Raw genomic sequence first — 26875 nt, 5'->3', positions numbered from 1 at the left:
ACGTTCCCCGAAGGTTCAGTTAAGTCGTTTCCGCTCGACTTGCATGTGTTAGGCCTGCCGCCAGCGTTCAATCTGAGCCATGATCAAACTCTTCAATTTAAAGTTTTGTTCGGCTCAATGAATACTGATACAGTTCCCTAGTCGACTAATAAACTAGTTCAAAAGTAATGTTTGAATTGACTGTGCTGAGTCCGAAGACTCAATGGTCACTTCGTATCATTGAAACCTAAATTGTTTCCGAAGAAACTATTTGGATTATCATCAACGAGTGCCCACACAGATTGATAGGTTTATATTGTTAAAGAGCTAGTTTTGACGTGCCTTACTCACAAACGGACGGTCATTTTAGCGATTTAAGTTTTAGTGTCAACCACTTTTTTCAAACTTTTCTCAAGCAATTTTTGCTGGGCTATTTAGACCTTGCTGTTACGGTGAGTATCAACTTATTGGAGTCGTCTTGCCGTGTCAGCGAGGGGGCATTATAGAGATCGGCGTCACATTGGCAACCCCTTTTCAGCGATTTTTTTGATTTTTTTACTGTTTGCGTATTTTCTATGCGCAACGGGCTATTTTTGCCACTATTCTTGGCAACATATCGTGCTATCGCATATAGGAGAAGAGATGAGTTCCCTACGCAGTTATAAAGGTATCCAACCTCAAGTTGGCGATCGTGTCTATATAGATAGCAGTGCTGTCTTAGTTGGCGACATCACACTGGGCGATGATGCCAGTGTTTGGCCTTTGGTGGCCGCTCGTGGAGACGTCAACCATATCCGAATTGGTGCGCGTAGCAACATTCAAGATGGTTCGGTGCTTCATGTCACCCATAAGAATGCAGAAAACCCTCAAGGCTACCCACTGATTATCGGTGATGATGTGACCGTGGGTCATAAGGTAATGCTGCACGGCTGTACCATTGGTCATCGCGTGCTCGTTGGCATGGGCGCGATCGTGCTCGATGGTGTGGTCATTCAAGATGAGGTGATGGTGGGAGCAGGCAGTTTAGTTCCACCGGGAAAAACATTGGAAAGTGGCTATCTGTATGTCGGCAGTCCGGTTAAGCAGGCTCGCCCTTTGACAGACAAAGAGCGTGCTTTCTTACAAAAGTCTGCCGATAACTACGTGCAGAATAAAGACGACTACTTAAATGAGGTTGAGATCATTGCTGGTTGAGTTCAATTTCACCGCGGCTGTTAAACATCTCGTCTTCTATTAAAGACTCCGCTTGCTCTTCGAGGTCAAAGCGCCATTGTTCAAACAGTTCGATGGCGTGTTGGCCCGAAGTAATGCTTTGCTGCGCATACGACTCCAGTACCGCTTGGCTCACCACACACTCAATCAAGGCACCCGCTTGCTGAGCAGGGAAGCAAACCGCAGCGCGCTCTTCATCCCAATGCTGTCGATCGGGAAACAAAATCGATTGATTCATCTTTTACCCTTGTAAATTTCTACGCAGCTCGCGCAGCACCTGCTTAGTGCCTGGGCGTAAACCTCGCCACAGCATAAAGCTTTCTGCCGCTTGGCCAACCAACATCCCTAAGCCATCATAGCTGACGGGCGCACCCGATTGTTCCGCCCAGGCATTAAAAGGCGTTTTGCCTGCGCGGTAGACCATGTCATACACCACTTGGCAACCTTGAAAAATGGTCGGTGATACCGCTGGCAACTCACCACTCAATCCCGACGACGTTGAGTTAATGATGACATCAAAGCCAGTCTCGACCTCTTCCAGTGAGGCGGCTTGCACCACACCAAACTCAGCGAAAAGCTCTGCCAACTGTGATGCTTTGGCTTTGGTGCGATTGGCGATCACTATTGAATGCGGGTGCTGGTCGAGCAGCGGTTTGATCACGCCGCGCGCCGCGCCGCCAGCGCCAAGCAATAGTATTCTCGCCCCTTTCAGTACCACTTGCTTGGCAAGCAAATCTTGCACTAATCCTTCACCATCGGTGTTGTCACCAATGATGTCTCCATCATCTAACTTTTTTAAGGTATTAACGGCACCGGCCAATTGCGCTCGCTCAGTCAGGCGGGTCGCAAACTGAAACGCCTCTTCTTTAAACGGTGCGGTGATGTTGCACCCCTTACCACCTGCAGCAAAGAACTCCGCTACCGCCGTTTTGAATGTGCCGATCTCAGGCTGCTGCGTTTGATAGGTTAACGCTTGGTTGGTCTGGCGAGCAAATAAGGTATGGATAAAAGGCGATTTACTTTGGCTAATGGGATTGCCAAACACCACATAGCGGTCAAGAGGTTGTGTCATGTCCTTACCTACACAAAAATAAACGGGTCAACGGTCATTGACCCTATCACTATCCCGGCCAGGATCAAGCGCTATGCCGAGATAAACACGTTACCAATCACGCGGTTTGAGGAAATCGCGATACAAAACCGCTTCAGGGCTGTCTGGCTCAATCTGATAATTGTACTCCCAGCGAGCCAGTGGCGGCATCGACATCAAAATCGACTCGGTTCGGCCACCACTTTGCAAACCAAACAAGGTTCCTCGGTCATAGACGAGATTAAACTCCACATAGCGACCACGGCGATAAAGCTGAAATTGACGCTCTCGGTCAGTGTAGGGCGTCTCTTTGCGGCGCTCAACGATCGGCAGATACGCCTGGGTATACCCTTCACCGACCGCTTTGATGTAATCAAAACACTTATCAAATGGCCACTCGTTGAGATCATCAAAAAATAGCCCACCAACGCCGCGCGTTTCATCACGGTGCGGCAGATAGAAATAATCATCACACCATTTTTTGTGCTTGGCATACACATCATGACCAAAAGGTTCACACACCTCTTTCGCACTGCTATGCCAGAAGTGAGCATCTTCTTCAAATGGGTAGAAGGGGGTCAAATCGAACCCGCCGCCAAACCACCAAATCGGCGCCTCGCCCTCTTTTTCGGCAATAAAAAAGCGCACGTTGGCATGGGAGGTGGGCACATAAGGGTTATTCGGATGCATCACCAACGACACGCCCATGGCTTCAAAGCGTCGCCCGGCGAGCTCTGGGCGATGGGCAGTGGCCGAGGCGGGCATCGCTTTGCCAGAGACATGAGAGAAGTTGACGCCGCCTTGCTCAAACACCGCGCCCGCTTTCATCACTCGGGTGCGACCACCGCCACCGAGCCGCTCTCCGGGTTCACGCTGCCAAGCATCCTCAACAAACAGCGCTTGGCCGTCGGCCTGCTCAAGCTGCTGACAAATGGTATCTTGCAGTGCCAACAAAAACTGCTTCACCGCCTGCTTATCGATTTCTGACATTTTACTTCCTTGCAGGGTAGGCCCTGTTTCACCACGCAGTCACTGGCTGCGTCTTCTTGGGATGAGACTCAGTGTACAAAGAATCTGCGTCGAAGACTAATCACTGCGCGGTTCAAAGTGCGCGCAAACGTTTGCTTGCTAGGGAAAACGCCGTATAATGCGCACAAATTGGCGATGTGGTTGTACTGGGTTTACGACACATCCTGTTTTTCATTCCACACAAAAGGTTGAAGGAGTTTGAGATGAAAGTCGGTATCATCATGGGTTCAAAATCAGATTGGCCAACAATGAAGCTCGCCGCGGAAATGCTGGATAGATTTGGTGTTGAATACGAAACTAAAGTCGTCTCTGCGCACCGCACTCCTCAATTATTGGCAGACTACGCCAACAGCGCGAAAGAGCGCGGTCTGAAAGTGATCATTGCTGGCGCTGGCGGCGCTGCGCACCTGCCGGGCATGGCTGCGGCGTTCACAAGCTTACCTGTCTTGGGTGTTCCTGTTCAATCACGTGCCCTAAAAGGGATGGATTCGCTGCTTTCTATCGTGCAAATGCCAAAAGGCATCGCGGTCGGTACACTAGCGATCGGCGAAGCAGGCGCAGCGAATGCGGGTATTTTAGCCGCGCAAATCATCGGTACCCACGATGAGTCCGTGATGGAGAAGGTCGAAGCGTTTCGCCAAGAGCAAACTGAGACCGTCCTTGCCAACCCAAACCCAGCCGAGGACTAAATCATGCATGTGTTGGTGTTAGGTGCAGGCCAATTAGCACGAATGATGTCTCTTGCGGGCGCACCACTGAACATTGAGATCTCGGCGTACGATGTCGGCAGTGAAAACATTGTCCACCCTCTCACCCAACATGTGGTGGGCCACGGTCTTCGCAATGCCATTGAGCGTGCCGATGTGATCACAGCTGAGTTTGAACATATCCCACACGATATTTTGACCCTCTGCGAGCAAAGCGGGAAGTTTTACCCGTCAGCAGAAGCAATCAAAACCGGTGGCGATCGCCGTATTGAGAAGGCGCTATTGGACAAAGCGGGCGTTCGCAACGCCAACTACCATGTCATTGAGAGCAGGGAAGATTTTGATCGCGCGATCGAAAAAGTCGGCATTCCTATGGTGCTGAAAAGTGCCCTAGGTGGCTACGATGGTAAAGGCCAATGGCGATTGAAAGACGCCGCTCAAGCGGACAGCATTTGGCAAGAGATGGCACAATGCATCCAAGCCAGTGAGACACAAGCGATTGTGGCGGAAGAGTTTGTCCCGTTTGGCCGAGAAGTTTCCTTGGTGGGCGCACGAGGCAAAGACGGCTCAGTCGCTGTTTATCCTCTGGCTGAGAACGTCCACACCCAAGGGGTGCTAAGCCTATCGACCGCCATTTCTGATCCGAAGCTGCAAGACCAAGCGCAGGCGATGTTTAGCGCTGTAGCTGAGAGTCTCGACTACGTGGGCGTGCTTGCCCTTGAGTTTTTCGATGTCGATGGCACCCTGCTCGTAAATGAGATTGCACCGCGCGTGCACAACTCCGGTCACTGGACGCAGCAAGGCGCAGAGACCTGTCAGTTTGAAAACCACCTAAGAGCTGTGTGTGGCTTACCGCTTGGCAGCACCAAACTGGTTCGTGAAACGGCGATGATCAACATCCTTGGCGAAGACACACTGCCACAAGCGTTGCTGGCCATTGAAGGGTGCCATATCCATTGGTACGGCAAAGAGAAACGTGCAGGACGCAAGATGGGTCACATCAATGTCTGCGGCGACTACAGTGGTGAGCTACAACGCAAGCTGTGTGAACTGGCCACCTTGCTCGACAACGATGCTTTCCCTGCGGTGCATGAGTTTGCACAAAACTTCGAATCGTAATCGGATCAAATGAGTGTTGGCTCTACGAACACTGGATTGAAAAAGGCGCTCATGGCGCCTTTTTTGTCTTTAATGACCTTGTATCTGCTGAAACGCTCGCCGCTCCGATATCGCCTTTCCACGGTATAGTCTTTAATCGAGATATAGTCTTAAATAGGCAATCGTCGAAGATTAAGACTGAATGGCCTGACAACGGCGAGCCGCACACTGCAACTGTTGGCCTTTCGCGCTGTGTTTTTCCACCAGCAGTGGAAACCCACACACTTGGCACTCCCCACTGACGGGCGGCTGATTGACGGCAAACTTGCATTTCGGGTAGCGGTCACATGCATAAAACAGCTTACCAAAGCGAGATTTACGCTCGGTCAGCTGACCTTGATGGCATTCAGGGCAGGCGATGGCGACGTTGTCCTCACTCGGCTCTGCGGGGGCATCGATCGACTCAATGTGGTGACACTCAGGGTAATGACTGCAACCGACAAACATCCCATAGCGACCTTGGCGCAGCACCAACTCATGACCACACTCAGGACATGGCACACCTAACTCTTTAACGATGTGGCCATCATTTTGATGCAAAGGTTTGATGTAATCGCATTGCGGGTACAAGGTGCACCCCAAGAAAGGACCATGTTTGCCATGGCGCAGCGACAGCTCCCCCGCCAAGCCTTGAGCTTGGCATTTCGGGCACGCCTGATGTTCTAAGGCGTGCTCGTGGGCAGAAAACAACTGATGGTCGATTTTTTTACTCATATCACTTAGGGTCGCAAAGCGACGGTATCAGTGCAAGATACCCTGCTCTTTGGTGTAAAGAAGCTCTTCCATAAGCGTGTATTCATTTTCATTGCCCGGCACATTAAACAGCACCATTAAGACAATCCACTTGAGGTCATCAAGCTCAAACTCATCGGTTTCGAGCCCCATCACTCGGTCAATGACCATCTCACGTGTTTCCGCCGTCAACACGCTCACTTGCTCTAAAAACATTAAAAAGCCACGACACTCAAGGCTGAGGCGGTCGCACTCTTTGGCGGTATAGATACGCGTAGACGGAGACGAGGTACTGACAGAGATCGCCGAGTGCGCTTCCGTTTGCTGGAGCGCCGCCAACTCTTCTAACCAGACCAGGGCCTTATATATGTCTTTCTGATGAAAACCAGCGCGAAGTAACTCTTCTTCTAGCTCATCTTGGTCGACCTGTAACTCTGCATCGCTATGGATGTAGGTCTCAAACAGATACATCAAAATATCCATCATCATAGCTAGCCCCTCCCCTTTAAAATGTAGCCACCGGAAACTGCAACAACGTGCCCTAAAAGCTCGAGCTCCAAGAGCTGCATCATGACATCCTGCACGGGTATATGGGTCCGCGATGCTAAGATATCAACTGGTGTAGCCTCATTACCTACGTTAGCTAACAGCTCGGGAAATGGCAATTCTTCTTTGCTCACTTTCGTCGCTTCTTTATCGTTAGGAGATAAAAGCGCTCGGAAATGCGAGCAGCTCGGCGTCTGGGTGCGTGATTCGCTCTGTTTATCCGCCTGTTGCCGCGACCACGCCAGCAAGCTGTCAAGTTCGCACAAGATGTCCTCAACCTCTTGGACTAAGCTCGCACCTTGCTGAATTAAGCGGTGGCAACCCCTGGCATAGACTTGATGAATAGAGCCGGGAATGGCAAACACTTCTCGGCCTTGCTCAAGGGCATATCGCGCGGTAATTAATGAGCCGCTTTTCTCTGCCGCTTCCACCACCAGCACGCCCAGCGATAAGCCACTGATAATGCGATTGCGGCGAGGAAAGTGATCCGCCTTAGGTTTGGCCTGCGGATGCAACTCACTGACCAACGCGCCTTGCTGAGTAATACGCTCTGCCAGCGCTCGGTGGCGGGCAGGGTACACTTCGCCAAGGCCACTGCCGAGCACCGCGACCGTCTCTCCGCCCGCTTTCAGCGCGCCATCATGGGCATAGCCATCGATGCCGAGCGCGAGTCCGCTGGTGATACACAGCCCCTCTTTGACCAACGCACTGGCAAATTCTCTGGCGAGCGAAAGCCCATCCTGACTGGCATTACGACTGCCTACAATGGCCAATTGCGGCAAGTGAATCGCCTCAAGCTTGCCTTTGACAAACAGCACCGCCGGCGACGCTGGGGCGTTGGCGAGCAGTGACGGATAGTCACTCGCGTCACGGGTGACGATATAGTGATCCGCCTCGCGCTCGCGCCAAGCCAAACATCCGTCCACCTCTTTTTCTGCGCGCCGCTGAATATACTCCACCTGATGCTCACTTAAGCCAAACGCGCGCATCTCGTCGCTCGAACTGGAGACAATCTCGTGCGGCTCAGCCACCTTTAGCAAACGCTCAAAGGTCTTCGGACCAATTCTGGGCGTAAAATAGAGCATCAGCCAAGCGCGCAGCTCACGCTCTGTCATCCTTGCTCCTTACCCTGTAGCTCTGCGTCCACAACGTCTTCAGCGGATTTAAGCGTCACTAGAGGTGAGCGCAAACGGGTTTCAGTGGCAATCGGCTGCTCGCTCTGAGTGACCAGCGCCAAGCTAAAATCTTGATAAGGACGAATCACCATCAAATGCCCAATGCGCACATCCGGCAATTGCTGCACCTCTTGCCTAGCCAATACCCCTTGGCCAGCTTTGGCCACCTTGTGACCCGGCTGATAGAGGTCGAACATACTGCCTTGACGCAGCGCATCGCGCGCGCCGCGATCGATGACCACGACTTGATGCTTGCCTACATATTGGCTGCCTTCTAAAGACCCTAAGATTGAGGCATCGATGGTCTTAGGTGAAGGCTGGGGATAAAAGCGTTGACTGAAATCAGACTGAGCCTCACGCACGGGCAAGGCGATGTCGTGCGCGAGAATCTCCTGCGTTTGTTGGCGAACTTTGAGCGCCGTCATGTCCGTATCGCTCGGCGCCGTAGGCTCATCCGCAGACTCGGCGACCGCAATTTTTTTCAACGCAATGACGCGTTTATCATCACGTGTAAAGGTGGTCATTTTGCGGTAAATGTGCCACTCGCCTTGCACTTGCTGCCCCGTGACATAGAGCAGTTGTTGCCCGGTGAGATATTGCAAGCCATTGCTCGAGCCAATCACCTTGGCACTCTCTGCCAATAACGACTCGTCAAGCAAGAGATCCGATTCTAGGTACGGCAACACCCACTCTTCACGCAGCGTCGGCAGCGCTTGTTTATCAAGCTTTCTGACTTTCGGGCTCAGCTTGTGCATCGGTTTCACCGTCAGAACCGGCTCACCATTGCGCCAAATCAGATTGAGCTTGTCACCGGGATAAATCAGGTGAGGATTATCAATATCGGGATTGACCTGCCATAGTCGTGGCCAAAGCCAAGGGCTATCGAGGTAGAGCGCCGAAATATCCCACAAGGTATCGCCTTTGACCACGACATACGTCGTGGGCGCATCGGGCTTGAGGGTTAACACCGACGAGATAGAGAAAGGAACCCAAGCTACCCACAAGGTCATCACGCAGAGAAGTGGCCTGCGCCAACTGGAACACCGTTTGAAACTCACCATCACCTAAATCCTTGGTTATCTGAAAGAAACCGCTGCTCAACTTAGGTGTGTGTGCTCAACATTGACACCGAGAGTGGCAGGGAAAATGCGTAATGATGCTGTCATTTAGGTTATAAAATGTCTAGAATTGAGCCAACAAGCTTTACCCTGATTCGGCACAGTTCAACATTTTGAGTGTATATGTCTGTATTACAAGTATTAACATTCCCAGATGATCGCCTTCGTACCGTGGCTAAGCCCGTAGAGAAAGTGACGCCTGAGATTCAAAAACTCGTCGATGACATGATTGAAACCATGTACGACGAAGAAGGAATTGGTCTTGCGGCCACCCAAGTCGATGTTCACCAACGTATCGTGGTGATCGACATTTCGGACACCCGTGATGAGCCAATGGTGCTTATCAACCCAGAAATCATCGAGAAACGCGGTGAAGATGGGATTGAAGAGGGCTGCCTATCTGTGCCTGGCGCACGCGCTTTAGTGCCTCGCGCAGCCGAGGTGACGGTCAAAGCGCTCAATCGCGATGGTGAAGAATTTACCTTCGAGGCGGATGACCTGCTGGCGATTTGTGTTCAGCACGAACTTGACCACCTAGAAGGCAAGCTCTTTGTCGATTACCTATCGCCACTGAAGCGTAAACGCATCCAAGACAAACTGGCGAAGATCAAGCGATTCAACGAAAAACAATCCGCCGGTAAGTAAGCGTATTACTGAGAAAGAAAAGATAAGGAACGTACCTTGAGCAAACCACTTAAGATTGTTTTTGCTGGTACTCCGGACTTCGCCGCCCGTCACTTGGCGGCGTTGTTGTCTTCGGAGCACGACGTCATTGCCGTGTACACCCAACCCGACCGCCCTGCAGGTCGCGGTAAAAAGCTCACCGCGAGCCCAGTCAAACAGATTGCCCTTGAGCATGACATTGCGGTCTACCAACCGGAAAACTTTAAGTCTGAAGAGGCCAAGCAAGCGTTGGCGGATTTAGACGCCGATTTGATGGTCGTCGTCGCGTACGGTTTGCTGCTGCCGCAAGCGGTATTGGATACGCCTAAACTTGGCTGTATCAATGTGCACGGTTCGATTTTGCCACGTTGGCGAGGCGCAGCGCCGATTCAGCGCGCCATTTGGGCGGGCGATGAAGAAACCGGCGTCACCATCATGCAGATGGACATTGGCCTCGATACTGGCGACATGCTCTCCATCGCGCGCTTGCCGATCGAAAGCAGCGACACCAGTGCGTCCATGTACGAAAAGTTGGCCGATTTAGGCCCAAGTGCGCTATTGGACTGCCTCACTGACATCGCACAAGGCAGCGCCGTCGCCACAAAACAAGACGATGCCCTAGCCAACTACGCCAAAAAACTCAGCAAAGAGGAAGCCCGCATCAATTGGCATGACGACGCAGAGCACATTGAGCGCTGCGTGCGCGCATTCAACCCGTGGCCAATGAGCCACTTTGAAGCGGCCGACAACAGCATCAAGGTGTGGCAAAGCCGCGTGGCGGAGCACACCACAGACCAAGCGGCGGGTACCATTATCCAAGCAGACAAAACTGGCATCTATGTCGCAACAGGCAAAGGCGTATTAGTCCTTTCTCAACTGCAAGTGCCGGGTAAAAAAGCCATGTCGGTGCAAGATATTCTCAACGCCCGAGCAAGTTGGTTCGAAGTGGGCTCGGTACTGAGCTAACCCTTCACACCCTGTCATTGCGCTGCAATGAATCACGTACATTTTGAGGGCAGAGATGCCCTCCCTTATTTAAGGTATTGATTATGAATGTTCGCGCTGCTGCCGCTAACGTTATCTTCCAAGTGGTCGACAAAGGTCAATCACTCTCGCATGCGCTGCCTGCCGCGCAAAAGACCATCAAACCGCGTGACCACGCTCTGCTGCAAGAGATTTGCTACGGCGCTTTGCGTTACTTGCCGCGTTTAGAGTCTATTGCCAACGAATTGATGGATAATCCGCTCAAGGGCAAAAAACGCGTTTTTCACCATTTGATTTTGGTGGGGATCTACCAACTGAGTTTTATGCGTATCCCTTCGCACGCGGCAGTCGCAGAAACCGTTGAAGCGACCAAAACCTTGCGCGGCCCGAGTCTGCGCGGTTTGATTAACGCGGTGTTGCGTAACTACCTACGCAATCAAGAAGAACTGGATGCCTTTGCGACCAGTCACAATGCCGGCAAGTATGGCCACCCTAACTGGCTACTGAAGCTGCTGCAAGAGCACTACCCAGAGCAGTGGGAGCGCATTGTTGAGGCTAACAATCAAAAAGCGCCGATGTGGCTGCGCGTCAACCGCCAGCACCACACCCGCGATCAGTACATCGCTTACCTGAATGATGAAAGCATAGAATTCACCCTTCACCCCGAGGCCGCTGACGCCATAAAATTGGCCAAACCTTGTGATGTGACCCTATTGCCCGGCTTCGATCGCGGTTGGGTTTCCGTGCAGGATGCCGCCGCACAGTTGTCTGTCGATTACCTTCAGCCACAAGAAGGGGAGCTGATCCTCGACTGCTGCGCCGCGCCAGGGGGCAAGACGGCACACATTCTTGAGCACACGCAAGACACAGAAGTGGTGGCGATTGATGCCGATCCTACTCGCCTTAACCGCGTGCATGACAACCTCGAGCGATTACAGTTGAGAGCCGATGTGATTTGCGGCGATGCGCGCTACCCACATCAGTGGTGGCAAGGTGAGCAGTTTGACCGTATTCTACTCGATGCCCCTTGCTCGGCGACCGGTGTGATTCGACGCCATCCGGACATCAAATGGCTGCGCCGCGCTGATGACATTGAAGCGCTGTCAGCGTTGCAGAGTGAAATCCTAGATGCCATGTGGCAACAACTGAAAGCCGGCGGTACCTTAGTCTATGCCACCTGCTCGATTGCGCCGCAGGAGAACGTGGAACAAGTGCGCGCTTTCCTCTCACGTACGTCCGATGCACAGTTGATCGGTAGTGAGGAATCTCAGCCTGGCCGACAAATTCTTCCGGGGGAAGAGGACATGGACGGCTTCTACTATGCAGTTTTGAAAAAAAAGCGGTTTTGAAAAAAGCTGTCTGAAGAAAAAGCGGTAGGTCTTAAGTCAAGCAATACGCCGCAATAAACAAGGACAGTGCGCCCCGCCATAGGGGCGATGACGACGTTCAAGAGAGCAAAAGATGAAGATCATTATTCTCGGTGCCGGACAAGTTGGCGGTACATTGGCAGAAAACTTGGTGGGTGAAAACAACGACATCACCATCGTCGACAAAGACAGCGACCGCCTACGTGAACTGCAAGACAAGTACGACCTGCGCGTGGTCAATGGTTACGCTAGCCACCCTGACGTGCTGCGCGAAGCGGGCGCTCAAGACGCCGATATGTTGGTGGCCGTGACCAATATGGACGAAACCAACATGGCCGCCTGCCAAGTGGCCTTCACCTTGTTCAACACGCCAAACCGCATTGCACGTATTCGTTCGCCCCAGTATCTCGCCGAGAAAGAAGCACTGTTTCAATCCGGTGCCGTGCCGGTCGATCATCTGATTGCACCAGAAGAGTTGGTCACCAGCTACATTGAACGTCTGATCCAATACCCCGGCGCCTTACAGGTGGTCAGTTTTGCTGAGCAAAAGGTCAGCCTAGTGGCCGTTAAAGCCTACTACGGCGGCCCTTTGGTTGGTAACGCCCTCTCTGCACTGCGTGAACACATGCCGCACATTGACACCCGCGTGGCGGCGATTTTCCGTCAAGGTCGCCCTATTCGTCCGCAAGGCACCACGATCATCGAAGCGGACGACGAAGTCTTTTTCGTTGCTGCGAGCAACCACATTCGCTCCGTCATGAGTGAATTGCAGCGTCTTGAGAAACCCTATCGCCGAATTATGATTGTCGGCGGGGGCAACATCGGCGCCAGCTTGGCCAAGCGCCTTGAACACACCTACAGCGTTAAACTGATTGAACGCAGTTATCAACGCGCCGAACGTCTCTCTGAAGAGCTGGAAAACACCATTGTCTTTTGCGGTGACGCCGCCGATCAAGAGTTGCTCACTGAAGAGAATATCGACCAAGTCGATGTCTTTATTGCGCTCACCAACGAAGATGAAACCAACATCATGTCCGCCATGCTGGCCAAACGCATGGGCGCGAAAAAGGTGATGGTGCTGATCCAACGAGGTGCCTACGTCGATCTAGTCCAAGGCGGTGTGATAGATGTGGCGATTTCGCCGCAGCAAGCGACGATTTCAGCGCTGCTGACGCACGTGCGCCGTGCTGACATTGTTAACGTCTCTTCATTGCGCCGCGGCGCGGCAGAAGCGATTGAAGCGGTGGCACACGGTGACGAATCGACCTCGAAAGTCGTCGGCCGCGCGATTGGTGAAATCAAACTGCCTCCAGGTACCACTATTGGTGCCATTGTTCGCGGTGAAGAAGTGCTGATCGCACACGACAGAACCGTGATTGAACAAGATGACCACGTGGTGATGTTCCTTGTCGATAAGAAATACATCCCTGACGTGGAAACCCTCTTCCAACCGAGTCCGTTCTTCCTTTAAGGGGACGACCTTATGGTGAATTTTCGCCCGGTTCTATTCGTCATTGGCCTCGTGCTCTCTAAGCTGGCGCTGTTTATGTACGTGCCGACGCTGGTGGCGTTTGTCACCGGCACCGCAGGCTTTTTGGAGTTTGGTCAAGCGGTGCTGATCACACACTTGGTCGCCTTTGTCTGCTTGACGATTGGCCGAACTCGGCGCTTTCGCCTGAGCGTGCGAGACATGTTCCTCATCACCAGCTTGGTGTGGACGATTGCCAGCGCGTTTGCCGCGCTGCCGTTTGTGTTCATCAACCACATCAGCTTCACCGACGCCTATTTTGAAACCATGTCGGGCATCACCACCACAGGTTCAACGGTCCTCAGCGGGCTCGATGAGATGGCGCCGAGCATCTTATTGTGGCGCTCGATTTTGCAGTGGCTTGGTGGCATTGGCTTTATTGTTATGGCGGTCGCCGTCTTGCCGATGCTCAATGTCGGCGGTATGAAACTGTTTCATACCGAATCCTCTGATTGGTCGGACAAAAGCAGCCCGCGCGCCAAAACCGTGGCAAAAAACATCGTCATCGTCTATTTGACCCTCACCGGCCTTTGCCTGCTCGGCTACTTGATGACGGGCATGACGCTGTTTGAAGGGATCAACCACGCCTTTACCACCTTGTCCACGGGCGGCTACTCGACCTCTGACGGTTCGATGAACCATTTTTCCCATGGCGCACATTGGGTGGGCACACTCTTTATGTTCTTGGGCGGGTTACCGTTTTTGCTTTTTGTCTCCGCGCTGCGCAAACGCCGTTTGAATGAGCTCGCCAGCGACGCGCAAGTGCGCGGTTTCACCCTTTTGTTTCTCGCCAGCAGCGTGATCATTGCCAGTTGGCTGGTCGTGCGTGATGGCTACACGGTGGCGGATGCGCTGCGAGTCTCCATGTTTAACATCGTCTCGGTGGTCACCACCACCGGATTCGGCTTAGAAGATTTCACCGCCTGGGGCGCACTGCCGACCACCTTGTTTGCCTTCTTAATGATGGCGGGCGCCTGCTCGGGTTCCACCTCTGGCGGCATCAAAATCTTCCGTTTTCAAATCGCCATTACGCTGCTCAATAAGCAGATGATGAAACTGATTCACCCGTCTGGGGTCTTCGTCCAGCGCTACAATCAGCGCCCAGTCAACGATGATATTGTGCGCTCAGTGGTGGCGTTTGGTTTGATGTTCTTCATCACCATTATTTTCATTGCAGGTTGCTTGAGTGCGCTCGGCCTTGACCCTATCACCAGCATTTCCGGTGCGATTACCGCGGTCGCCAACGTCGGCCCGGGCATGGGCAGTGTCATCGGCCCCACCGGCAATTTCGCTCCCCTGCCTGACACCGCCAAATGGTTACTCAGTTTTGGGATGTTGATGGGACGACTAGAAATTCTCACCTTGCTCGTGTTGTTCTTCCCCGCCTTTTGGCGCCGATAGGCACTCGGCCTTCCTCTGTGGGCTTATCGGATAGGCAGCTGATAGATGGCAAAGAAGTGACAGGCGCAGCCCGCCAAAACAAACAGATGCCAAATGGCGTGGTTGTAGGGAATACGCTTCGCGACATAAAACACCACGCCCAGTGAGTAGACTACGCCGCCAATCGCCAGCAGCATCAAGCTTTCCAGTGGTAAGGTCATCGCCAGTTGATAAATCACCACCAGCGACAGCCACCCCATCAATAAGTAGGTCACCAGTGAGAGGCGTTTGAAGCGATAAACGAACGCCACTTTCATCACGATCCCCACCAAGGCAATCAGCCAAATCACCACCATCAAACCGATCGCGAGCGGCGTTCTGAGCGCAATCAATAAAAATGGCGTGTAACTGCCAGCAATCAGCAAGTAAATGGCGCAGTGATCGAAGGTTTTCAGTGCCCGTTTGGCTCGCGGCACATCAATGGCATGATAGAGGGTCGACGCCAAAAACAGCAGTATCATGCTGGCGCCGTACAGGCTATAGCTGACCCATGACAAGGCATCCGCCTGCTGCTCGAAGGCGCGCAGCAGCAAGGCCACCAGCCCGACCACACTGAGCAATAAACCCAAACCGTGGCTGAGCATATTGGCTCGCTCTTCTTCGCGGCTGTAAGAGGATAAAAGCGTCGACATAGGCATCACTCTGGAGCATTAGAATAAACACTCCAGAGTATGCCATGTTCAGCTTACAAGTGTAAGCTTAAATTAGATAAGGTTGCTGATGAGGCTCAAGAATGCGCATCGAGGTAGTTCAGTACCTGCTCGCCCGCCTCTTCTGCAGGGGTACTGAGCGGAATGGAAAGCTGGCGTTTCAACTGCCCCATACCCAGCAGGCTCGCGAGCATCCCTTTTGCTCCTTCACGGTGGCGATCAATTTCAAACCACATTTGCAGTTCGTCTTCACTGCGATACGCCACCACTTCTAACTCTCGCCAACGACCATGAAACGGACCTGTAGTCGGCACAAACTCAAACTCCTGCACAAAAGGCAGAGCAAAGCCATCCACCGCTTCACACTCCACCTGGCGAATACGCAGCCCCTGCGCTTCTAACGCAGTAAAGATGCCATCAAGCAGAGGATCAGGGCGCACCGTCAAAATGTCTTTGTCGGTCGGATCTTTGGCCATCGCAATGTCGAGGCCAGTCTCAAGCCACACCTTGGAATCACCAATGGTGACCGGCGTATTCCACGGCACATCCAACTCCACTTCGAAATCGCGCGTCTCACCAGGCTCAATCGTAAACGCGTAAGGCAGCGTCCACGTCGCCAGTGTATAACTGGTGGGCACGCGGCGCATTCGACCGGCGTTGTGGTCACTTTTATGGTTATTGTCCGGCACTTCTTTGATGTAACGGCAGTAGAGTTTGAGTTCGATGTTGTCTATCTCTTGCGCACTCGAACCGCCATAGACATGAATGGTGACGTTCACCTTCTGCCCCGGGTATAACACCTCTTGGCGCAGCACTGAATCCACTTTGGCACTTCCAATACCAAAGCTCGCGAGGGTTTTCTTGAAAAACGACATACACACCTCCCTTATGGGTGAAACCACCAAGCAGACCCTCACTATAGCGCGCTTTATCTCGCCAAAGTTTCTGTCTACTCACAGAATAATAGAGAATGAAAAACAGTGATCGATTAGTTATCGACCAATTCTACCCTTAGTGCTACTCTAACGATTGATATGCATGCATATCAACAATCCTGGTTAATTATTTGGATTGGCGAAAGCCAGAAGAGCCAACCTTCAGCAGCATCAAGGTGACGTTGAAGCTCAACTCATAGTTAATTCAGGCCATTAAATTGGCAATGGAGATGCCTGACAGTTAGGTACATAGATGCGCCCAGCAGCAGTCAGGTTTTCGCACACAAACCGTAGTGCGATGCGTCGTCGTAGTGGATTTGCGTCTGCTCCAACGGCAAAAAAAGTCAACCCTGCGATGACGTTAGTGGAACAGACAACTCTTTTGATGTCTGCCCCATCAAAAGCGGTAAAAGCAGCATAATGAAAAGCGCAGCTTCGTCTGCGCTTTTTCTTTGCCCCCTGATTACGCCCATTGACGATAAGCACGGCACGATTCGCGTTGCTCTCTGCACGTCCCTTTTGCTACCTTAAGGCAAAACATTATAAAAATTGTGGAGAACAGCATGAAGTGTCACCGTATTGAAGAGTTATTGGAACTGCTTGAGCCAGAATGGCAAAAAGACCAAGAGATGAACTTATTGGCGTTTATCGTCAAACTCAGCCAAGAGGCGGGGTATCAAGGCAAACTTGAAGAGCTGACCGATGATGTACTTATCTATCATCTAAAAATGCGCAATAGCGCAAAAGACGAGATGATTCCCGGGCTCAAAAAAGATCAAGAAGATGACTTTAAAACCGCGATTTTGCGTGCGCGCGGTTTAATTGATTAAGCGACACATTGCGTCACGGATCAGATATGGCGACCTAAGGGTCGCTTTTTTATCGCTAAACCATCTAGTAGCACGTGTTATTAGTCATTATGGTTATAGCATGTAGGCTAATTTGTGGTTAAAGCTTGATAGTCTTAAAGAAAACCCATTCCTATTGCGTATATAATCGCCAGCTAACAATAAAAAACAGATCACAAGATCTCCAACAACTTGAACTCGGCTGCATCGCGCTGGGCCAAGTTGACAGGAGACCAGAGCAAAGTCGGACGTAACAAGGGCGACACACCCTTGCTTTAGCCTATAAGGAAGCACCATGAGTCAAGATAAGATCGATGTCAAAGACGTGACTCCAAAAACCTTCAATCCCAAAACTCACAAAAACAACGGCGACAGATTTAACCCAACCAATCGCATCTACGTCAGAGAAAGCAAAGGCACCTTCCAAAAGCTGCGCCGCTATGGTGGCTGGTTTCTATTGCTGCTGTTTACGCTTATCCCATGGATCCCTTACGGCGACCGTCAGGCGATTTTGCTCGACATCGGTCAGCAACAATTTAACTTTTTTAGTACCACACTCTACCCGCAAGATCTCACCTTGCTCGCGTTGCTGTTCGTGATTGCTGCCTTTGCGCTGTTTTTTATCACCACGTTTCTAGGCCGCGTCTGGTGTGGCTACCTCTGCCCGCAAACCGTGTGGACCTTTATGTACATCTGGTTTGAAGAGAAACTGGAGGGCAGCGCAAATAAACGCCGCAAACAAGACTCTGGCCGCCTGACCGCCTCACTCGCGTGGCGAAAAACCCTCAAGCACATGGCGTGGCTGGCCATTGCGTTAGCGACGGGCTTTACCTTCGTTGGCTATTTTGTGCCAGTGAAATCCTTAGTGGTCGAGTTTTTTACCCTCAACGCATCGTTTTGGCCGGTATTTTGGGTGCTGTTTTTCGCCGGCTGTACCTACGGCAATGCCGGCTGGATGCGCTCGATCATGTGTATTCACATGTGCCCGTATGCACGTTTCCAATCGGCAATGTTCGACAAAGACACCTTTATCGTCGGTTATGACAGTGCACGCGGTGAGCAGCGCGGCCCGCGCTCGCGCAAAGCCGATCCCAAACAGCTCGGTTTAGGCGATTGCATCGATTGCGATCTTTGCGTGCAAGTGTGCCCAACCGGCATCGATATTCGTGATGGCTTGCAATATGAGTGCATCAACTGCGGCGCTTGTATCGATGCATGCGATCACACCATGGAGCGGATGGGCTACGACAAAGGGCTCATCAGCTACACCACCGAGCACCGTCTCTCCGGCAAGCACACCAAGGTGATGAGGCCAAAACTGCTCGGCTACGGCGCGGTGCTGTTGGTGATGATTGGCCTATTCTTCGTTCAAGTCGCCAGCGTTGACCCCGCTGGGCTGAGCGTGCTGCGTGACCGCAATCAGCTGTTTAGAGTCAACGGCTCTGGGGAGATTGAAAATACCTACACGTTGAAGATCATCAATAAAACCCAGCAACGTCAGGAGTATCAACTCTCTGTTGAAGGGCTGAGTGATGTCACTTGGTATGGTAAACAGACAGTACAAGTGGCGCCTGGGGAAGTCCTCAACTTGCCAATGAGCTTAGGCGTCGACCCGGACAATCTCAGCTCACCTGTCGCGACAATCCAGTTTATACTGTCCGACAGCCAAGACTTTACCACCCAGGTGGAAAGTCGCTTTATCAAGAAGCTGTGACCATCGTTTAGCGAGATAAGGTCAATTCAATCACCTTGATAAAAATGCGTCGAGAGGCGACGCTCTAGGGTGAAGGGCTCATGATGAGCCCTTTTTGCCCCTCACGACCATGCTAGCGTCATGCATGGTTCTTTTTCTCAGTCACAAGAAACCGGCTATGACACAAAAGATTCCCTCAACACACGCCTTTAACTTTGATGCCCTTACCCCGGATTTTATGTGGTATGCGCTAGAGAGCATCGGCATTCGCGCTGAATCCGGCTTTTTGCCACTCAATAGCTATGAAAACCGCGTGTATCAATTTAGCGATGAAGAGCGCCAACGTTATGTGGTCAAGTTCTATCGTCCTGAGCGCTGGAGCGCCGAACAAATTCAGGAAGAGCACGATTTCACCCAAGAGATGGTCGAAGCGGAGATCCCCGTCGCGCCGCCACTGACCATCAATGGTGCCACGTTGCATCACTACCAAGGCTATCGCTTTGCGCTCTTTGCCAGCGTGGGCGGCCGCCAATTTGAAGTGGATAATGTGGAGCAGCTCGAGGGCGTCGGTCGCTATTTAGGGCGCATTCACAGTATCGGAGCCAAACAAGCGTTTGTGCATCGCCCCAGCATGAGTCTTGAGGAGTACCTCTACCAACCGAGAGCGCTGCTGCAAAATTCCGACTTTATTCCTCTTCATCTGGAAAACGCCTTTTTCAACGATCTCGACCTGCTGATCGCCTCACTCGAAGCGCAGTGGGACAACAGCTATACGCCGATCAGGCTGCATGGTGACTGTCATCCCGGCAATATTTTGTGGCGTGATGGTCCGATGTTTGTCGACCTCGATGACGCGCGCAATGGACCAAGTGTTCAAGATCTTTGGATGCTGCTCAGTGGCGAACGTAGTGACAAACTGATGCAGCTTGATATTATCCTCGAAGCGTACCAAGAGTTTCATGATTTTAATGTTAACGAATTGAAACTAATCGAGCCGCTGCGCGGTCTACGTATGGTGCACTACATGGCATGGTTAGCAAAACGGTGGCAAGATCCTGCGTTCCCACTCGCCTTTCCTTGGTTTAACGACGCAAAATATTGGGAAAATCAGGTACTCGGGTTCAAAGAGCAGATATCCGCACTGAGCGAGCCCCCCTTGTCATTAATGCCACAGTGGTAAAAAAGCCTTTTAAAATGGAGTCATTATGAAAAAACTGTTTGCACTTGTCGCCGCCCTATTCCTCAGTGTTTCGGCACACGCGGCTCAGTACAACGAAGGTGAGCACTACAAAGTGCTGAACATGGAACCGTCAAGCAAGCCTGTGGTGACGGAGTTTTTCTCTTTCTACTGCCCACACTGCAACTCGATGGAACCCGTGATTGTCCAGCTCAAAGCTCAGCTACCTGAAGGGGTGAAGTTGCAGAAAAATCACGTCTCGTTCATGGGTGGCAACATGGGCCTTTCCATGAGCAAAGCATACGCGACTATGGTGTCGCTTGGCGTGGAAGATCAAATGGTGCCGGTGATGTTTAACCGTATCCACAACTTGGGTAAAGCACCGAAGAACGATGAAGAACTGCGCCAAATCTTTACTGACGAAGGTATCGATGGCAAAAAATTCGACTCTGCCTTCAATGGCTTTGCGGTGGACTCTATGGTGCGTCGCTTTGACAAGCAGTTCAAAGACAGCGGCCTAACGGGTGTACCTTCTATCGTGGTCAACAACCGTTACTTGGTTCAGCCACCACGCGGCTTTACCCTAGAGCAATACTTTGACTTGGTGAACTACCTGCTGACTCAATAAGCCAGTCATCATCGTCAAACGAAAAAAGGAGCCTCGGCTCCTTTTTCGATGGGTCACTGTTTTGATGACGGTAGGTCTGATGGGAGTGGATGGGATGATGATGACTGCTCATGGATTGCTTTGAGCTGCGCATCTTTCCTCTGCCAAACCTCACCGAGCCACTGCTGAAACTGGCGTTTATAGGGCTTGTCATTGAAATAGTCACCCAGCACCTGCTCATCCACCGGCAACACTTGCACGCGAACCACGATCTTGGTCATTTTGCCCATCAACACATCGCGAAACGGTTTATCTGGGTTATTCGGGTACGCGAGCGTTACGTCTAGGATATTATCAAACTGCTCGCCCATCGCCGCTAAGGTATAGGCTATACCACCGGATTTCGGTTGCAGCAGATACTCATAACCGGCTTTGCTGCGACGCAATTTCTCTGGCGTGATACGGGTGCCTTCCACGTAGTTCACCACTGTGGTCGGGCTATGTTTGAATTTGGCGCACGAGCGACGTGTGGTTGCCAAGTCTTGTCCCCGTTTTTCAGGATGACGCAGCAGGTATTCGCGCGAATAACGGCGCATAAATGGCATGTCCAGCGCCCAGCACGCCATGCCAATAAACGGCACGTAGAGCAGTTGCTGCTTGAGGAAAAACTTCGGCATCGGGATTTTGTCTTTAAACACCGAGCAGAGCACCACAATGTCGGTCCAACTTAGATGATTGCTGATCATCAGATACCAACCATCGCGCTTCAGCGCATCTGCCCCTTGTACATCCCACTCCACACGGTTTGAGAGGCTCAAAATCGCGGTGTTGACCGTCGCCCACAACCACATCACCCGATTGGCCAATGCCGTCCCCTTCGCTTTCAGCTCGGGCGTTGGTAACAGCAACTTCAACAGCGCGATGAGACAAATGAGCAGAGAGCAGACAGCAGAATTGAGCGCCACCAGCAACACGTTCATTACCAGTAATAAATAGGCCAACATAGTGAAATAGTGAGATCCAATGAGTAGTTTACGATGTATGTTGCGTAATAATCTTGTCGTGTGGTCAAGATAACTTGGGTTTTAAAAAAGCGCGTGCAATTATACAAGTCCTTGACCACATTGGAATCGTTAAGGCGATGGTCTGAGTAGTTGGCCACGCACTGGAGTTTTAGGAGACGAAAATGGATGTTCGCTTTGCAATACCGGTTTTATCGCTTATCGCCACCTCGTTATGTTCGGCAAGCGCCGCTGCTAATCCGAACGGCCGCCCTGGGCTCAGTGGCGAGATTTCGCTCAATGCGCTCTATCTCTCCTCCACCTCCAACTTCAATACGTCAGGTGATGAGGTCATCAACAGCATCGAGCAAAGTGGCACCAGCGACAGCAGTGTGGTCCCTGCGCCGCTTGGCAACATTCGCTATACCTTTGGCTCAAAAGGCGACAAACAACTCTATGCCGGTACCTCGCGCGATGACATTGCCATCGGCACCCTCGCACTTGAGCTCGGCTATAAACAGCGTTTAGCGTATGGCACCACGGTGGATGTCTCCTATTTGCCAACGGTGATGTCTGGCGAAGTGTGGCAAGACCCGTATCTTGTCGGCGTAGCGCGCGCCACCACCGATGAAAAAGGCGACGCGTATCGACTCAAGCTGGGCAATATTCTCGGCACAGGCATCAACCTTGATAGCGCTTACGGCAAAAAAAAGGTCGATGACGAACGTTCAGGACTGACACAACTCACGCCAGACAATGCCTTAGCCCTGCGCCGTGACAGCGACAACTACTACCTCAAAGGCAGTGTGCGCGTGCCTTTCAGTCGCGCCGCCTTTGTGGTGCCTGCGATCATCTACACGCGCAGTGATGCCGAAGGGGCCGCCAACTCATTTCGCTCTTGGGGCGGAGAGGTCTCTCTCTTTCAGCGTATTGCCCGTCATCAGCTAGTGCTCACCGCGGGCTATCGCAGCCGCGACTATGACGCCATTCACCCTCTGTATGGTCAAACTCGCAGTGAAGACAAACTCAGTGTGTTTGCCGCTTATGAGCTGCAACAGTTTCTCGGCTGGCCAAATTTATCCTTGGTCTCCTTCGCCGGGTACAATGAAACTGACGCCAACCTCGACTTTTTTGACGAAAAACAAGCGCTGTTCTCTTTGGGTTTAAGCTTTCAGTTCTAACCTGCCCCACAGGGCTTGCGGCGTTCGTTGGCCCTCAACTTGATGTCACACCGCCTGCGCCGTCAACTGCTTGAGCAAGCGATCCATCGCGCGATAACCGAGCGCCTCGGCCAAATGAGGTCGCTCTATGTCCTTTGCGCCATCCAAATCGGCGATGGTGCGTGCCACTTTGATGATACGGTGATAGGCGCGAATCGACAGCCCCAATCGGTGCAGCGCCGTTTCCAAAAACTCTGCATCGGCTTTCTTGAGCGGGCAAAACGCCTCAATATCGCGACTGCCTAACAGCGCGTTGACACACTCACTGCGCGCCAACATGGTCTCTCTTGCCTGCTCAACGCGCTGCCTAACCTGCTCGGTAGGCTCACCGCGATCGCCCCCTTCAGACAAGGTGCCTTTGGGCAGTGCGGGGATCTCTATCGACATATCAAATCTATCCAGCAAAGGCCCAGACAAACGGCTCAAATAGCGCAAAATGGCCTGAGGATTGACGCGAGTTTGGTTGCCCTCGTAGTAGCCAGTCGGACTCGGATTCAGCGCACCCACCAATTGAAAGCGAGCGGGAAAGCGCGTCTTACCTTGCGCTCTGGAGATAATGATCTCCCCGGATTCGAGTGGCTCGCGCAGTGAATCGAGCACTTTTCTCTCGAACTCGGGCATCTCGTCCAAGAAGAGTAAGCCATTGTGCGCCAAAGAAATTTCACCCGGCCTTGGCAAGCTCCCTCCGCCCACCAAGGCCGCCATAGAGCTGGAGTGATGCGGCGCGCGAAAGGGGCGCTGTTTCCAGTTGTGGGCGTTGATTTCTTGCTGAGTCAGCGAAGTGACGGAGGCGGTTTCCATCGCTTCGGCTTCGGTCATCTCTGGCAGTAAATCGCACAGACGCGACGCAAGCATGGTTTTACCCGTACCGGGCGGGCCCAAAAACAACAAGTTATGGTTGCCTGCTGCGGCAATTTCCAATGCGCGCTTGCCTTGTTGCTGACCAATAATGTCTTGCAAACAACGGGTCGTGCGCAGCGGCTTGGTGGGCTCTGGCGCACTTTGAAACAGATTCAAGCTCTGTTGTCCGCACACATCCGCGCACACCTCTAACAAGCTGCTGGCCGACTTGTGCACCGCGGCGCCTACTAGCGCCGCTTGATCGCCGTTGTGCTTAGGCACCACCAAGCAGCGCTGGGCTCGACTGGCAGCAAGCGCGGCGGGCAACACCCCTTTCACGCGGCGAATTTTGCCCGACAGTGCCAATTCGCCAATGTACTCTTTGTCGCTCATCGCCGAGAGTGGGATCTGATCTGAGGCCGCCAAAATCCCAAGCGCGATCGGCAAATCAAAGCGCCCGCCCTCTTTAGGCAGATCGGCGGGCGCGAGGTTGACGGTGATTCGCTTGGCGGGAAATTCAAACCGAGAGTTGATGATGGCGCTGCGCACTCTATCTCGTGACTCTTTGACAGTGGTTTCCGGCAGCCCCACTAGGGTAAACCCAGGCATCCCATTACTAATATGGACTTCCACCGTCACCGGCGGAGCTTCGACACCGACCGATGCGCGGCTATAAATCACGGCTAAACTCATGTGTTCTCTCTGATTGAATTGACTAGGCGTGATGTTATATAGCGTGTAGAGAAGCAACGGGAATGTGAAAAAAGAATGACTTTTTGCTTGTCATGTAACGGAATTCTATGTTACCACTAGTGACGCAATCAATTTCGTACGAAATTAAGCCGACGCACGTAACCAAAACTGCACAAACAGCAGAACCAGTGAAATGCGCGATTGGTACGAATGGCGACACAACATCAAAGTAAATAATTAAATATGAATTTCTACGCCCGCTTCACTTCACTGCTAGCCCTGATTATCGTGGTCATTATTGATTCCGCGCGGGGGATGGTGGGCGACAAATAACCACAGATTCTAAAAAACCCCCGCACTGAAAAGTCCGGGGGTTTTTTTCAACCTATGGGATGGCAGAATTTTAAGCGTTAGACAGTTCATCATTAAGAACTGCAGGAAGAATGGGAGCGCACATGACGTGCAAAGCAACACAACAAGACTGCCAAGCTACTCGCTGTCACAAGACACAAGGTCGCAGTCACAAGACACAAGGAGGCCTTTGATGACTGGTGCAGAGTTAGTCGTAGCCGCATTAAAACAGCAAGGCATCCAAACCGTCTTTGGGTACCCCGGCGGGGCCATCATGCCAATTTACGATGCCCTTTATGATGGCGGTGTTGAGCACATTTTGTGTCGACACGAGCAAGGCGCCGCAATGGCCGCCATTGGAATGGCGCGAGCCACTCAAGAAGTGGCCGTCTGTATGGCAACCTCAGGACCGGGAGCCACCAACTTGGTCACTGGCCTTGCCGATGCCTTTATGGACTCCATTCCACTGGTGGCGATCACCGGACAGGTCGCCAGTTCACACATCGGCACCGACGCGTTCCAAGAGATGGATGTGATTGGCATGTCGCTGTCGTGTACCAAGCACAGCTACCTAGTGACCGACATCAACGAACTGGCACCTACCTTATCCGAGGCATTTGAAGTCGCCAAAACCGGCCGCCCGGGCCCTGTGATTGTCGACATTGCCAAAGATGTCCAACTGGCCAACGCGCCGGTCTCTGTTCTTCCTTCTTTCACTCCACCTGCCATGCCACGCGCCAGCGCTGATGAGATTGCCAAAGCGCAAGATCTGCTGTCACACAGTGCCCGCCCCGTTTTATACGTCGGTGGTGGTGTGCAACTTGGCCATGCCACGGGCGCCGTGCGCGAGTTTTTGCGCCTCAACCCGATGCCATCGGTCAGCACACTTAAAGGCTTAGGGACGATTGAACGTCATGACCCACACTACTTAGGCATGCTTGGCATGCACGGCACCAAAGCCGCCAACTTGATTGTACAAGAGTGTGATTTGTTGATTGCCGTCGGCGCCCGTTTTGATGACCGCGTGACCGGCAAACTCGACACCTTTGCGCCCAACGCCAAAGTAATCCATATCGATATCGACGCCGCCGAAATCCACAAGCTACGCCAAGCCAATGCGCCTGTTCGCAGTGAAATTGGCGTTGCGCTCTCTCAGCTCGAATTGTCTCAAGACATTACACCGTGGGTGAAACACAGCGAGAGCTTACGCAGTGGCTTTAAGTGGCGCTATGACCACCCTGGCTCATTGATTTACGCGCCGGGCTTATTGAAAAACTTATCGGATATGATGCCTGACAGCAGCATCGTCTCGACCGATGTTGGCCAGCACCAAATGTGGGCGGCACAGCACATCCAGCCGCGCGAGCCGCAGAACTTCATCACCTCAGCCGGTCTTGGCACTATGGGCTTTGGCTTACCGGCAGCCATGGGCGCCGCCGTTGCCAGACCGGGCGATCAATCCATTCTGGTCACCGGTGATGGCTCATTTATGATGAACATTCAGGAACTGGGCACGTTAAAGCGTCGTCAGATCCCGGTGAAAATTGTACTGCTCAACAACCAACGCCTCGGCATGGTGCGTCAATGGCAATCGCTGTTCTTTGATGGCCGCCACAGTGAAACCATTCTGGATGACAACCCTGATTTCGTCATGTTGGCGAAAGCGTTCGACATTCCGGGTAAAACCATCAGCCGCAAAGAAGAAGTCGGCCCTGCGCTCAAAGAGATGCTTGAGAGCGAGACGTCGTACTTGCTGCATGTCCTTATCGATGAAGAAGAAAACGTATGGCCGCTGGTTCCACCGGGCGCGTCCAACAACGATATGCTGGAGAACACTTAACATGGAAAGATACTTAATTGATATTAAAGCCGATGACAAACCGGTACTGCTTGAGCGTGTCCTTCGCGTGGTTCGTCATCGTGGCTTTGTGGTCAAACAGGTGGCCGGTACGCAAAACCACTCCAGCAAAATCGCCAGCGTAGAGATCATCGTCGACAGCGATCGCCCCATTTCATTTCTCACCAATCAGATTGAAAAACTGTGGGACGTGCGCAGTGTCGAAGTGACGCAAATTGCGAATGACGCATTGCCAAACAATAACCTACAACAACAAATTTGCGCATAAGGAAGG

General features: G+C 52.2%; 27 protein-coding genes. 16 read left to right on the top strand and 11 right to left on the bottom strand.

All coding sequences use genetic code 11. From position 1 onward, the window contains the following. Positions 1–621: 621 nt before the first annotated feature. Positions 622–1173 (top strand): gamma carbonic anhydrase family protein, encoded by a 552-nt coding sequence (locus tag AC6R0R_RS07905; protein ID WP_500626298.1) that lies wholly within the window; start codon positions 622–624, stop codon positions 1171–1173. Here the strand turns inward: AC6R0R_RS07905 and AC6R0R_RS07900 are convergent. From AC6R0R_RS07900 to hemF, 3 genes are all read right to left on the bottom strand, one after another. Beyond that, entirely contained in the window at positions 1160–1429 is a 270-nt protein-coding gene (locus AC6R0R_RS07900) for a DUF1488 family protein (protein ID WP_500626297.1), read from the bottom strand. The two genes, AC6R0R_RS07905 and AC6R0R_RS07900, sit on opposite strands and share 14 nt — an antisense overlap. 3 nt (positions 1430–1432) lie before the next feature. Beyond that, positions 1433–2263 carry a shikimate dehydrogenase gene (gene aroE / locus AC6R0R_RS07895; RefSeq protein ID WP_500626296.1) on the bottom strand — a complete coding sequence of 277 codons (831 nt, stop codon included), beginning with the start codon at positions 2261–2263 and terminating at the stop codon, positions 1433–1435. 90 nt (positions 2264–2353) lie between these two features. Beyond that, positions 2354–3271, bottom strand: coding sequence for an oxygen-dependent coproporphyrinogen oxidase (gene hemF, locus AC6R0R_RS07890; protein WP_500626295.1), 918 nt, complete (start codon positions 3269–3271; stop codon positions 2354–2356). Positions 3272–3513: 242 nt separating this feature from the next. Between hemF and purE the strand changes: the two genes are divergently transcribed. Both purE and AC6R0R_RS07880 read left to right on the top strand, forming a co-directional pair. Next, positions 3514–3999: a 5-(carboxyamino)imidazole ribonucleotide mutase gene (gene purE, locus AC6R0R_RS07885; RefSeq protein ID WP_334555486.1), complete on the top strand. Its 486-nt coding sequence runs from the start codon at positions 3514–3516 to the stop codon at positions 3997–3999. 3 nt (positions 4000–4002) lie between these two features. Continuing rightward, on the top strand, positions 4003–5136 hold the full coding sequence (locus AC6R0R_RS07880) for a 5-(carboxyamino)imidazole ribonucleotide synthase (RefSeq protein ID WP_500626294.1): 1134 nt from the start codon (positions 4003–4005) through the stop codon (positions 5134–5136). A 171-nt stretch (positions 5137–5307) separates the two neighbouring features. On the opposite strand, the gene AC6R0R_RS07875 is transcribed toward AC6R0R_RS07880, so the two are convergent. Genes AC6R0R_RS07875 through AC6R0R_RS07860 form a run of 4 tightly spaced genes read right to left on the bottom strand, consistent with a single transcriptional unit; the run spans position 5308 to position 8689 of the window. Continuing rightward, the gene (locus tag AC6R0R_RS07875) at positions 5308–5889 is read right to left on the bottom strand and encodes a DNA topoisomerase family protein (protein WP_500626293.1); all 582 of its coding nucleotides are present in this window, start codon (positions 5887–5889) and stop codon (positions 5308–5310) included. Between the two features lie 27 nt (positions 5890–5916). Next, positions 5917–6396, bottom strand: coding sequence for a DUF494 family protein (locus AC6R0R_RS07870; protein ID WP_334555489.1), 480 nt, complete (start codon positions 6394–6396; stop codon positions 5917–5919). 2 nt (positions 6397–6398) lie between these two features. Continuing rightward, positions 6399–7568 (bottom strand): DNA-processing protein DprA, encoded by a 1170-nt coding sequence (dprA, locus tag AC6R0R_RS07865; protein WP_500626292.1) that lies wholly within the window; start codon positions 7566–7568, stop codon positions 6399–6401. Further along, positions 7565–8689, bottom strand: a complete 1125-nt coding sequence (locus AC6R0R_RS07860) for a LysM peptidoglycan-binding domain-containing protein (RefSeq protein ID WP_500626291.1) — start codon at positions 8687–8689, stop codon at positions 7565–7567. The genes dprA and AC6R0R_RS07860 overlap by 4 nt, the downstream gene beginning before the upstream one ends. Positions 8690–8869: 180 nt before the next feature. On the opposite strand from AC6R0R_RS07860, the gene def reads away from it, so the two are divergent. From def to AC6R0R_RS07835, 5 genes are all read left to right on the top strand, one after another. Then, positions 8870–9391 carry a peptide deformylase gene (def, locus tag AC6R0R_RS07855; RefSeq protein ID WP_487903324.1) on the top strand — a complete coding sequence of 174 codons (522 nt, stop codon included), beginning with the start codon at positions 8870–8872 and terminating at the stop codon, positions 9389–9391. Between the two features lie 36 nt (positions 9392–9427). Beyond that, positions 9428–10375, top strand: coding sequence for a methionyl-tRNA formyltransferase (gene fmt, locus AC6R0R_RS07850; RefSeq protein WP_500626290.1), 948 nt, complete (start codon positions 9428–9430; stop codon positions 10373–10375). Positions 10376–10458: 83 nt separating this feature from the next. Continuing rightward, complete coding sequence (gene rsmB, locus AC6R0R_RS07845; protein ID WP_500626289.1) at positions 10459–11742, top strand: 16S rRNA (cytosine(967)-C(5))-methyltransferase RsmB; 1284 nt, start codon at positions 10459–10461, stop codon at positions 11740–11742. Positions 11743–11854: 112 nt separating this feature from the next. Then, positions 11855–13231, top strand: coding sequence for a Trk system potassium transporter TrkA (gene trkA, locus AC6R0R_RS07840; protein WP_334555495.1), 1377 nt, complete (start codon positions 11855–11857; stop codon positions 13229–13231). A gap of 12 nt (positions 13232–13243) precedes the next feature. Then, entirely contained in the window at positions 13244–14689 is a 1446-nt protein-coding gene (locus AC6R0R_RS07835; RefSeq protein WP_334555496.1) for a TrkH family potassium uptake protein, read from the top strand. A gap of 23 nt (positions 14690–14712) precedes the next feature. Here AC6R0R_RS07835 and trhA read toward each other — a convergent pair whose 3' ends face one another. Both trhA and AC6R0R_RS07825 read right to left on the bottom strand, forming a co-directional pair. Further along, complete coding sequence (trhA, locus tag AC6R0R_RS07830; RefSeq protein WP_487903328.1) at positions 14713–15360, bottom strand: PAQR family membrane homeostasis protein TrhA; 648 nt, start codon at positions 15358–15360, stop codon at positions 14713–14715. A 95-nt stretch (positions 15361–15455) separates the two neighbouring features. Beyond that, entirely contained in the window at positions 15456–16253 is a 798-nt protein-coding gene (locus AC6R0R_RS07825; RefSeq protein WP_500626288.1) for a sporulation protein, read from the bottom strand. A gap of 313 nt (positions 16254–16566) precedes the next feature. On the opposite strand from AC6R0R_RS07825, the gene AC6R0R_RS07820 reads away from it, so the two are divergent. The 5 genes from AC6R0R_RS07820 to AC6R0R_RS07800 all read left to right on the top strand — a co-directional run bounded on the left by AC6R0R_RS07820 (position 16567) and on the right by AC6R0R_RS07800 (position 20659). Further along, complete coding sequence (locus tag AC6R0R_RS07820; RefSeq protein ID WP_334555499.1) at positions 16567–16734, top strand: hypothetical protein; 168 nt, start codon at positions 16567–16569, stop codon at positions 16732–16734. 142 nt (positions 16735–16876) lie between these two features. Next, the gene (locus AC6R0R_RS07815) at positions 16877–17143 is read left to right on the top strand and encodes a YihD family protein (protein WP_334555500.1); all 267 of its coding nucleotides are present in this window, start codon (positions 16877–16879) and stop codon (positions 17141–17143) included. A gap of 313 nt (positions 17144–17456) precedes the next feature. Further along, the gene (gene ccoG, locus AC6R0R_RS07810; RefSeq protein WP_500626287.1) at positions 17457–18875 is read left to right on the top strand and encodes a cytochrome c oxidase accessory protein CcoG; all 1419 of its coding nucleotides are present in this window, start codon (positions 17457–17459) and stop codon (positions 18873–18875) included. 157 nt (positions 18876–19032) lie between these two features. Then, positions 19033–20034, top strand: a complete 1002-nt coding sequence (locus tag AC6R0R_RS07805; RefSeq protein ID WP_500626286.1) for a serine/threonine protein kinase — start codon at positions 19033–19035, stop codon at positions 20032–20034. 25 nt (positions 20035–20059) lie between these two features. Beyond that, entirely contained in the window at positions 20060–20659 is a 600-nt protein-coding gene (locus AC6R0R_RS07800) for a thiol:disulfide interchange protein DsbA/DsbL (RefSeq protein ID WP_334555503.1), read from the top strand. Between the two features lie 53 nt (positions 20660–20712). On the opposite strand, the gene yihG is transcribed toward AC6R0R_RS07800, so the two are convergent. Continuing rightward, positions 20713–21642 (bottom strand): 1-acylglycerol-3-phosphate O-acyltransferase, YihG family, encoded by a 930-nt coding sequence (gene yihG / locus AC6R0R_RS07795; protein WP_500626285.1) that lies wholly within the window; start codon positions 21640–21642, stop codon positions 20713–20715. Positions 21643–21824: 182 nt separating this feature from the next. Between yihG and AC6R0R_RS07790 the strand changes: the two genes are divergently transcribed. Then, positions 21825–22820 carry a DUF2860 domain-containing protein gene (locus tag AC6R0R_RS07790; protein WP_500626284.1) on the top strand — a complete coding sequence of 332 codons (996 nt, stop codon included), beginning with the start codon at positions 21825–21827 and terminating at the stop codon, positions 22818–22820. Between the two features lie 45 nt (positions 22821–22865). Here AC6R0R_RS07790 and AC6R0R_RS07785 read toward each other — a convergent pair whose 3' ends face one another. Further along, a complete protein-coding gene (locus tag AC6R0R_RS07785; protein ID WP_500626283.1) occupies positions 22866–24392 on the bottom strand; it encodes a YifB family Mg chelatase-like AAA ATPase in 1527 nt (508 codons plus the stop codon). Between the two features lie 544 nt (positions 24393–24936). Between AC6R0R_RS07785 and ilvG the strand changes: the two genes are divergently transcribed. Then, positions 24937–26583, top strand: a complete 1647-nt coding sequence (ilvG, locus tag AC6R0R_RS07780) for an acetolactate synthase 2 catalytic subunit (protein ID WP_500626282.1) — start codon at positions 24937–24939, stop codon at positions 26581–26583. Between the two features lies 1 nt (position 26584). Then, positions 26585–26869 carry an acetolactate synthase 2 small subunit gene (ilvM, locus tag AC6R0R_RS07775; protein WP_334555508.1) on the top strand — a complete coding sequence of 95 codons (285 nt, stop codon included), beginning with the start codon at positions 26585–26587 and terminating at the stop codon, positions 26867–26869. Positions 26870–26875 lie beyond the last annotated feature (6 nt).

Source organism: Vibrio sp. R12-SW3-ISO1, from assembly GCF_059834005.1.
Note: the sequence above shows the minus strand (reverse complement) of the source record. Positions and strands in the feature narration are given on the sequence as shown.